Genomic DNA, 9,082 nt, shown 5'->3' with positions numbered 1-9,082 from the left:
CCCCCTCCGGCCCCCCGCCCCTGATGAACTTTCAGGACCGGCTTCACTCCTGGGTGTCGGCCGACTCGGCGGCCGGGGCGGCCTCGGCTTCGGCCGTGGCCGCAGCAGGTTCCTCGATGGCCTCTTCCTTGGGCACCTCGACCGTGATGACCGAATCCTCCGGGTCGTCGATGACCAGCTCGGCGCCCTCAGGCAGCTTGACGTCCTTGGCCAGGATCTTGTCTCCGTCGGACAGGCCCTCCACACTGACGTCGATGCGCTCGGGGAGGTTGGTGACGTCGGCGCGGATCTGCAGGTTCTGCATGTCGATGAAGGCGACGGCGGCCCCCTTGGTTTCCCCGTTGATGAAGACGGGCACCTCGACTGTCATCTTCTCGCCCGCACGGACCTCGTAGAAGTCGATGTGCTCGATCTGGCGCTTGACCGGGTTGCGCTGCACATCCTTGACCACGGCCATCTTGGTCTTGCCGCCGAAGTTGATGCTGAACAGGGCGTTGGCGCGGCGCAGGGCCAGGGTGGTCTCCCTCATGGGGAGCTTGATGTAATCGGGCTGAGCGCCTCCTGCGTATACGGTGGCCGGAATCTCCCCCGCCACCCTCATGCGGCGGGCCGCTCCCTTGCCGAACTCGTCGCGGACCTGACCGCTCAACTTGATGGTGTTCGCCATGATTCACTCCTTGACTGGTGTTCGTCTTGAGTCATTGGCGCATCGCCGCGTCGGATCGAGACCGTCAGGGACGGCCGGTGAATCACGCCGAGTCGATAACGGAGACCGTCCAAAGGTCTCCCTCGCCAAAGCCTGGAATGAATATACCACGGGGGATGGAAAACACCTGGCTTGGCGGGATCTGTCAGAACGCGCATGGGGGCAGGGCGGACAGGATACCCGGGCCGCCGGCACCGCCCCGCCCGGTCCCCCTGTCCTTCTCCACATATCAGGCTAATGTACAAGATATCGTCTGTTTGTAAGGAGTAAAGGTGCCGTTATTCAACTCGGTCAAGTCCTATGTCATGGAAAAACTCGACCAGGCCGATGGCCAGGTTCGCATCCATGACGACGCCCGGTCCGATCTGACCGACCAGCCCCCTGCCGACCAGGTGGCGGCTGGGCAGTCCGCACACCCTGGCCTGCCCAACACGCACTACTGGTCGCCCGACTATCCCACGACCACCTCCATCGACCCGGTCACGGGCCTGATCAACGCGACGACCGAGGGGGTGGGGCCGGTCCCCGACGACATGACCGTCTACGACCTCTATGCCGACCGCGCCCGCAGGACGCCGGACGAGCCGGTCCTCCATTTCTGTGAGGATGGCGAATGGACCTACCGGACCGGCCGGCAGATCATGCATGACATCAGGACCACGGCCAAGGGGTTCATCCACTACGGACTGAAAAAGGGCGATGCGGTCGCCTTCATGTGCCGCACCAGTTATGAATGGGACATCGTGGACGCGGCCGTCCTGTCCATCGGGGGGGTCATCGCAACCATCTACGACACGGATTCGGCCGATCAGATCCGCCTGATCGTCAAGAACTCAGATGCCCGCTTCCTGATCGTGCAGACCACAGAGATGAGGGAGAAGGCCGAGGGGGCCAAAGAGGAGTGCCCCACCCTGGAGACGGTGGCCTGCCTTGACTCAGGCGCCCTCCAGGAGCTGCAGGCTTACGGGGAATCCATCAGCGATGCCGAATTGGATGCCAGGATCGACGCCGTCAAGAAGACCGACCTGTGCTCCGTGGTCTACACCTCGGGTTCAACCGCAGCCCCGAAGGGGGTGGAAATGACTCATGAGCACTACTGCCAGCTGGCCCGCAACCTCAACGCCTTCATACCCAATCTGACCCTGGACCCCGACAGCTCGATCCTCCTCTTCCTCCCCCAGGCCCACACCTTCGCCAGGGCGATCAGTTACGCGGTCATCTACGGGGCCATGCATGTCTACCTCTCCTCCGGGCTCAGGACCCTCCTGCCTGACCTTCAGGAATCCAAGCCCACGGTGATCATCGGCGTACCCAGGGTTTTCGAAAAGGTCTACAATGCGGCCTCGCAGAAGGCCGGGCATGGGCCCAAGGGGGAGATTTTCGCAGGTGCGGCCCGCGCCGCCCGCAGCTACATGGACGACATTTCGCGGCAGGGGTGGCCGACCAGGAAGGATGCGGCCCTGAGGGCCGTGTACGACCCCATCGTCTACAAGTCCCTCCGGCAGGTGCTCGGAGGCAGGACCAAGTGGATCGTGTCCGGAGGGGCCCCCCTTGACCCCCAGCTCCTGAGCTTCTTCCGCGGGGCCAGGGTTCCGGTCTACGAGGGTTACGGCCTGACCGAGACCACCGCCCCCTGCGCATTCAGCCCGCTGGGCACCCCCTTCCACAAGGGTTCTGTGGGGATTCCCTTCCCGGGCTTCACCATCAGGGTGGCGGAGGATGGTGAGATCCAGATCAAGGGGACCTGCGTCTTCCACCGGTATCACAAGAACGAGGAGGCCACCCGGAGCGCCTTCACCCAGGACGGCTGGTACGCCACCGGCGATTTGGGACGGCTCTCCGACGACGGTTTCCTTTACCTGACGGGCCGCAAGAAGGACCTGATCATCACGGCCGGCGGCAAGAACGTCTCCCCCAGGCCCATAGAAGAGGTCATCGAACGTTCCGAGATCGTCTCCCAGGCACTGGTCCTGGGCGACAAACGCCCCTTCATCTCCGCCCTGGTCACCCTGGACGAGGGTGCCCTCAGGCCCTGGCTGGCCTCAAAGGGGTTGGACGAGAACATGCCCCTGGTCGAGGCCACCACCAACGCCGTGGTCAGGGCAGAGGTCCAGAAGTACGTGGACAAGGCCAATGAGGGGGTGTCCCGGGCCGAATCGGTGCGCAAGTTCATCATCCTCCCCGAGGAGTTCAGCCAGGAGAACGGGCTGATGACGGCCTCGATGAAGGTGAAGAGGCCGGCGGTCATCAAGCGCTATGCCGAACTCCTGGACACCCAGATGTACGTGCCCAAGAAGTCCGCCCTGCCGAGGTGATTGCAGGGGGCGCCTTCACGCATAGGAGGGCCTGGCCGGGAATGACCCCCGGCCAGGCCCTCCTGCAATTGCCATCCTTTTCGCAGGAGGCGTCAGGGGTCAGAAGCCCAGCTTCTGCAGGAGCCTTGGATCGCCCTGCCAGTTCTTGGCCACCTTGACGTGGAGGTCCAGCTTGGCCTTCTCGCCGACGGCGCGGTTGACGGCCGTCCTCAGCTTCTTCTTGACGGCCACCAGGTGCTCCGCCCCCCGCCCGATGATGATGGGCTTCTGAGAGTCCCTCTCCACGTAGATGGAAACCCTGACCAGGGCCTTTTGCCCGTCGTGTCCCGGTTCGATCTCGTCGACGACCACGGCCAGGGAGTGGGGCAGCTCGTCATCCAGCTCCTCGAGGAAGGCACCTCGCACCAGCTCGGCGATGGTGTCCTCCCTCCCCTCCTCGGTCACCTGTTCTGCCGGGTACATCTGTGGACCCTCCGGCATGGCGTCGATCAAGACCTGCCTGACCTCTTCCACGTTGTCCTCCCGAAGGGCGCTGACCGGGACGATCTGGCTGAAGTCCGCGAATTCGTTGACGGCGATCAGCTTGTCCACCAGCTGGTCCCGGTCCAGACGGTCTATCTTGGTCAGGACCGCGATCAGCGGAATCTTCCACTTCCAGGTCCCGTCCCCCTGCTTGACGGCGAAATCGGATCTCAGCCGGCTGAGGATCCTGCGGTCCCCCGGGCCCAGGTCCTGGTCGGCGGGCAGGAGGAAGGCCACGGCATCCACGTCGGCCAGGGATGCCTCCACGACATCGTTCAACCTCTGGCCGAGCAGGGTACGGGGCCGGTGGATGCCGGGTGTGTCGACCAGTACCACCTGGGCCCCATCCACGGTCATGATCCCCCTGATCGCCTTCCTGGTGGTCTCGGGGCGGGAGGAGGCTATGGCCACCCTCCTGCCGACCAGGGCGTTCATCAGGGTGGACTTGCCGACGTTGGGGCGGCCGACCACGGCCACGAAACCGGAATGGTAGGGTGCCTCCTGTCCCGGTTCGGTCCTTTCGTCAGTCTCCATGCTTCTCCTCCGTGTCGTCCTTGTCCGATCCCTCCTGCCCGTCCCCGTCGGGGAGCATGTTGGAGGCCGAACCGTCTTCGTCGAGCTCTATGTCCGAATCGGCCGCCGGCTCGACGATGATGGTCGATATCTTCTTCCGCCGGCCGGCCGTGCCTGCGGCGGTCAGTCTGATCCCCCTGGTGACGGCAGTGGACCCGACCACCGGCACCGAGCCGAGGAGCTTGGTGAGCAGGCCGTAGACCGTGTCCACGTCATCCTCGTCTATGTCTATCTCGAAGAGCTCCTCGAGGTCGCCGATGGAGGTGCGGGCGGGGAGACTCCAGCGGTACTTTCCGATTTTCTTGGGCTCGTCGTGCTGGACCCTGTCGTGTTCATCCTCCAGCTCTCCGACTATCTGTTCGATGGCGTCCTCTATGGTTACCAGGCCTGCTATCCCCCCGTACTCGTCGACGACGACCGCCAGGTGGTGGCGGGACTTCTGCATGTAGTGGAAGAGGTCGTCCACCGGCTTGGACTCGGGGACCAGGACCGGCTTGCGGGTGACGGATCTGATTGTCCGGCCGCCAGCCCCCCGGTTGAAGGCGACGGCCCGGACCACATCCTTGAGGTAGGCGATCCCGATCAGGTCGTCCACATCCTCGCCGATGACGGGTATGCGCGAGAAACCTGACCTGGAGAAGAGCTTGAGCGCCGTCTGCAGGGTGGCATCCGCACTGACGCAGATCATGTCGGTCCTGGGCACCATGATCTCCCTGGTCAGGGTGGTCGACAGGGTCAGGACGTTCTTGAGCATCTCGGATATCTCGGGATCGAAGGCTCCGGCCTCGACCAGCTGGTCCACCATGGCCCTGCCCTGCTCGATCTGGATCTTCTCGAGTTCTTCGTCGTCCGACAGGTCACCCCCCCTGCCTGACCTGATCGGCCTGTCCATCGGCCGGATCCTCTTGAAGGGGGTGAGGGCCACGGCCACGGATATGATCCTGACGTACCGCAGGAGGATGTCGAAGGGCTGGCGGCTGCCGTTGGTCCTGGGCCCGACCCTGACGGAGAGGACGGCTATGAGGATGGAGGCCACCAGCCCGCAGAGGAGTTGCTCCCAGAAGAGCAGTCCGCAGGCCTGGGCGATGAGGACGACCAGGACACCGACCAGGATGTCGCAGATGATCCTGAAGTAGGCGCACCCACTGACCGTGGCATGACGGTCCGAAATCAGGTGTTGGGCCTTGTGGACCTTGTCCACCCGCTTCATCCTGGTGAACTGGGTCAGTTCCGAATCGGTCTGCAGGCCCAGGATCAGGTTGTTGAGGCTGGACCTGGTCACCCGTGTGACGGCCCCCTCGGCGGCCGCCATCACCAGGGAGAGGCCTACCAGGAGGAGGATGACCACGGCCATGACCGCGACCACGGCGATCTTGCCTGTTGTCATGATCTGGCTCCTTTCCCGGGTCCTGAATCGCGGGGGCCCTCGGAGGGGGGCAGGACCTCCTGCATGGGACCCTGCCTCTGGGCCAGGAAGGTCAGGAGGAGTTGGCGCTGCAGGCCGAACATCTGCGCCTCCTGCTCCCTGCCCGCATGGTCGTAGCCGAGGAGGTGGAGGGTACCGTGGATTGCCAGGAGGAGCATCTCCTCCATGGTCGAATGCCCGGCCGCCAAGGCCTGCTGTGAGGCCACCCAGGGGCAGATCACTATGTCCCCCAGGATCCCTTCGACCGTGGTCTCCCCGTCGCCGGGTTCCAGCTCGTCCATGGGGAAGCTCATCACATCGGTCGGCCCCTTCAGGTCCATCCACCTCTCGTGCAGGGCCGCCATGGATTGGGGGTCGATGAAGATGATGTTCATGTCGGACTGGGTGCTGACCTTCATCTGGTCCAGGATCCACACACCCAGGTCCGAGAAGGTCTTCAGGTCGATTCTCCATGGAGTCTCGTTGGCGACGTCTATGCTCATGCCCCTTCTCCCCCCTCCATGTGGGCGGGCTCGCGTCCGTCGGGCCCGTCGGCGTCCCCTGCAGGGGTCCGGCCCGCCTCTCCCCTTCGGGTCCGGCGCACCCTGTCCGCCCTCTCATAGGCCTGGACTATCTCTCCCACCAGCCTGTGCCTGACCACGTCGGCTGCGCCCAGGTGGACGAAGGCGATGTCGTCTATCCTCCCCAGGACAGGCTCTATGGTGGCCAGACCCGAAACAGGCAGGCCGAGGTCCACCTGGGTCACGTCGCCGGTTATCACCATGCGGGTGTTGAACCCCAGTCTGGTCAGGAACATCTTCATCTGCTGCCGGGTCGTGTTCTGCGCCTCGTCCAGGATCACGAAGGCGTCGTTCAGGGTCCTCCCCCTCATGTAGGCCAGGGGGGCCACCTCGATGGTCCCGTCAGCCAGGTGGCGGCGCAGATGTTCCGGCCCCAACATGTCCGAAAGGGCGTCGTAGAGGGGGCGGAGGTAAGGGTCGACCTTGTCGGTCAGGGAACCGGGGAGGAAGCCGAGACTTTCCCCCGCTTCGACGGCCGGCCTGGTGAGTATGATCCGGCTGACCTGCTTGGACCGGAAGGACTGCACGGCCTTGGCCACGGCCAGGTAGGTCTTGCCCGTTCCGGCAGGCCCTATGCCGAAGGTGATGGTGTGGGTTGTGATGGCGTTGATGTAGGACACCTGGCCTGCGGTCTTCGGACGTATGGGCCCCTTGGCCGAATATGCCAGGGCGGCCCCCCGCACGGGCAGGACCCCCCCATGCCCGCTTCGCGCCGGCGAATCGGCATGGGGCCTGGTGTCAGAAGGGGGCATGGAGGAGGCGGGCCCACCCGATGAGGCCCTGCCGCCCGGGGTGTCAGCAGTCCCATCCGTCATCTGCCCCGACAGGGCATGGGCGGCCTGGCCATGGTCCCGGCCATGGCCGATGTCGTCGCCGCCCCTGCGGGACCCGTCCAGACCCCGCCGGCCATCGCGGGACGGCCCACGGTCCGCCGGACCTTCACCAGGGGCGGGACATCCCCCGTCACCCTTCCGGGGTGATTCGGGGTCCACTTCCACCTCCGGGGAACCGGCGGCCTGGGAATTGCCGGAACCGACCTCGACGGCCCCGTCCCCCGTCCACAGGCGCCGACGATCGAGAATCCCCTCGACCTGGCCGGCATCCAGAGGGGCCTGGTAGGCGGCTCCGATAAGGGAATCAATCAGGTCCTGGGCCTGCGCCGCCTGGGAATTGGCGGCACCACTGGTCGCCTGCAGGGTGATCCTGTTCCCCCTGATGAGGGTGAGCACCAAGGGGAAGGCCTGCTCGACCTTCCTGATCACTGCATCGTCTGGTCCCAACACGCTGACGGGATCGAGGTCCTCGGGTATGACGATCACTCGTGTAGTTACTGCCACGCTTTCCTTCCCTGACGATCTTCCCCAATCCTGGGCCGGTGTCCCCATGCCCGGGCAGGCCCCCTCACCCGGCCCGGCCGATCAGATAAAGGTGCAGGTGCCCCCTCAAGGGTCGGGCCCCCCTGACCCGCCTCCTGCCGACAGGTCCCGGGGCGCCCTCCAGTGCGCCGGTTCCCAGGGATCAAGCCATCTTCTCCCCGGTCAGAACGTGGGCATGCACATGGAAGACGGACTGGCCGGCATCCTCACCGGTGTTGAAGACCATGCGGAAATTGCCGTGATAGACCTTGTCGGCGATTCCCTGGGCGACAGACACCATATGGGCCAGGAGGGAGGGGTCGGCCTGGGCCAGCTCGTTCACATCGGCGTAATGCTTCTTGGGGACTACCAGTACATGGACCCTGGCCTTGGGGTGGGCGTCGTTGAAGGCATAGGTGAGGTCGTCCTCATAGACCTTGGTGCTGGGTATGTCACCCCGGATGATCTTGCAGAAGATGCAGTCCCTGCCCTCATCAGAATCGCTCACGATACCTCCCCGATAGACGGACCTTCCTGAGGGCGGACCCACTGATGTCCAGGCCGCCCGGCTGACCACCATTCTAGGGCCCCAGGCGGATATTACGCCGGAAGGCCAAGACCGGAAGCAGGCCTTGGTCCCCGGCCTTCCGCCCGGTCGAACCTGCCCAGGATCCTGGCCAGGAGGGCCAGGGCCGCAGGGCCAGCGGTGGAGGCCCTCAAAATGTTGGTCCCCAGGGTGCAGGCCACGGCCCCTGCCCCGGTCAGGGCCTCGGCCTCGCCGTCACTGATCCCCCCTTCGGGTCCCACTACGACACGCACCGTGCCCCCCTCTGCGACTCCGGCGGCCATCTCCTCGATCCTGTTGAAGCCTTCGGCCGCGTCCTGATGGAGGACGACGGTCAGGTCCCCCCTGCCGGCTGCCTGACGGCAGTCATCGGCCAGCCCCCGGCTGGTGACCATGGGGGTCAGAAGGGGCTTCCATGTGCGGCGGGACTGCTCGGTGGCGGCAACCAGGACCTGTTCCCAACGCCGGTCCGTCCTGCCCGCCTTCCAGCGTGCGATGGACCTGTCGGCCTGCCAGGGGGTCACCCTGTCCACACCCAGCTGGGTGGCCGCCTCTATCGCCGATTCGTCACGCCCTCCCTTGGCCAGGGCCTGGATCAGTCCCAGACGGACCCTGGGTCCGGCCTGCCTGCCCACCTGGTCTATTTCGACCAGGCCGCTGGCACCGTCACGGATGGTGGCCTGGATGAGCAGGCCCTCCCCGTCGCTCAAGCGGAGCCGGTCTCCCTCAGCCATCCTCATGACCTGTATGGCATGCCGGCGGACATGCTCCGGCAGGGAGAGCCGCCAGCCCGCATGAAGCTCGTCGCTGGCCAGGGGGGTGTCGTCGTGGGCAGGGTCGAAGAGGAAGAGCGGTGCTGTCATGCTCTTCAGGCTACTCCCCTTCACGACACGCGATGACACCCCGGTGCGGGAAATCACGGAACATGCTATAGTGACTTTCGTTGTGAGGCTTGTGCTCACAAGCACTGTCCGGGTGGCGGAATGGTAGACGCGCTAGCTTGAGGTGCTAGTGCCTATTTTATACAGGCGTACGGGTTCAACTCCCGTTCCGGACACTT

General features: G+C 64.9%; 8 protein-coding genes and 1 tRNA gene. 2 read left to right on the top strand and 7 right to left on the bottom strand.

Annotated elements, in window-relative coordinates:
* Positions 1-43 precede the first annotated feature (43 nt).
* Positions 44-667 (bottom strand): 50S ribosomal protein L25/general stress protein Ctc, encoded by a 624-nt coding sequence (locus V6584_RS03900; protein WP_340469143.1) that lies wholly within the window; start codon positions 665-667, stop codon positions 44-46.
* Positions 668-1,011: 344 nt separating this feature from the next.
* On the opposite strand from V6584_RS03900, the gene V6584_RS03895 reads away from it, so the two are divergent.
* Complete coding sequence (locus V6584_RS03895) at positions 1,012-3,021, top strand: AMP-dependent synthetase/ligase (protein WP_404802627.1); 2,010 nt, start codon at positions 1,012-1,014, stop codon at positions 3,019-3,021.
* Positions 3,022-3,120: 99 nt separating this feature from the next.
* Here the strand turns inward: V6584_RS03895 and era are convergent, their stop codons facing one another.
* The 6 genes from era to V6584_RS03865 all read right to left on the bottom strand — a co-directional run bounded on the left by era (position 3,121) and on the right by V6584_RS03865 (position 8,885).
* A complete protein-coding gene (gene era, locus V6584_RS03890) occupies positions 3,121-4,077 on the bottom strand; it encodes a GTPase Era (RefSeq protein ID WP_340469141.1) in 957 nt (318 codons plus the stop codon).
* Positions 4,067-5,503: a hemolysin family protein gene (locus V6584_RS03885; RefSeq protein WP_340469140.1), complete on the bottom strand. Its 1,437-nt coding sequence runs from the start codon at positions 5,501-5,503 to the stop codon at positions 4,067-4,069. Before V6584_RS03885 ends, era begins: the two co-directional genes overlap by 11 nt.
* Entirely contained in the window at positions 5,500-6,024 is a 525-nt protein-coding gene (gene ybeY, locus V6584_RS03880; RefSeq protein WP_404802587.1) for an rRNA maturation RNase YbeY, read from the bottom strand. Before ybeY ends, V6584_RS03885 begins: the two co-directional genes overlap by 4 nt.
* Positions 6,021-7,439 (bottom strand): PhoH family protein, encoded by a 1,419-nt coding sequence (locus V6584_RS03875; RefSeq protein ID WP_340469139.1) that lies wholly within the window; start codon positions 7,437-7,439, stop codon positions 6,021-6,023. The genes ybeY and V6584_RS03875 overlap by 4 nt, the downstream gene beginning before the upstream one ends.
* A gap of 181 nt (positions 7,440-7,620) precedes the next feature.
* The gene (locus V6584_RS03870) at positions 7,621-7,968 is read right to left on the bottom strand and encodes a histidine triad nucleotide-binding protein (RefSeq protein WP_404802625.1); all 348 of its coding nucleotides are present in this window, start codon (positions 7,966-7,968) and stop codon (positions 7,621-7,623) included.
* 89 nt (positions 7,969-8,057) lie between these two features.
* Positions 8,058-8,885 carry a 16S rRNA (uracil(1498)-N(3))-methyltransferase gene (locus V6584_RS03865; RefSeq protein WP_340469136.1) on the bottom strand — a complete coding sequence of 276 codons (828 nt, stop codon included), beginning with the start codon at positions 8,883-8,885 and terminating at the stop codon, positions 8,058-8,060.
* A gap of 106 nt (positions 8,886-8,991) precedes the next feature.
* On the opposite strand from V6584_RS03865, the gene V6584_RS03860 reads away from it, so the two are divergent.
* Positions 8,992-9,079: transfer RNA gene (locus tag V6584_RS03860), tRNA-Leu, on the top strand.
* The last annotated feature ends 3 nt before the right edge of the window (positions 9,080-9,082 follow it).

Origin of the sequence: Bifidobacterium favimelis (assembly GCF_037963085.1) — a bacterium.
Taxonomy (GTDB): Bacteria; Actinomycetota; Actinomycetes; order Actinomycetales; family Bifidobacteriaceae; genus Bombiscardovia; species Bombiscardovia favimelis.
The sequence above is the reverse complement of the archived record's forward strand: the minus strand, read 5'-3'. Positions and strand labels throughout refer to the sequence as shown.

What these genes read in the sequence shown, in the direction of transcription:
- V6584_RS03900 (WP_340469143.1), bottom strand. Translation starts at nt 667, where the DNA reads ATGGCGAACACCATCAAGTTGAGCGGTCAGGTCCGCGACGAGTTCGGC.
- V6584_RS03895 (WP_404802627.1), top strand. Translation starts at nt 1,012, where the DNA reads ATGGAAAAACTCGACCAGGCCGATGGCCAGGTTCGCATCCATGACGAC.
- era (WP_340469141.1), bottom strand. Translation starts at nt 4,077, where the DNA reads ATGGAGACTGACGAAAGGACCGAACCGGGACAGGAGGCACCCTACCAT.
- V6584_RS03885 (WP_340469140.1), bottom strand. Translation starts at nt 5,503, where the DNA reads ATGACAACAGGCAAGATCGCCGTGGTCGCGGTCATGGCCGTGGTCATC.
- ybeY (WP_404802587.1), bottom strand. Translation starts at nt 6,024, where the DNA reads ATGAGCATAGACGTCGCCAACGAGACTCCATGGAGAATCGACCTGAAG.
- V6584_RS03865 (WP_340469136.1), bottom strand. Translation starts at nt 8,885, where the DNA reads ATGACAGCACCGCTCTTCCTCTTCGACCCTGCCCACGACGACACCCCC.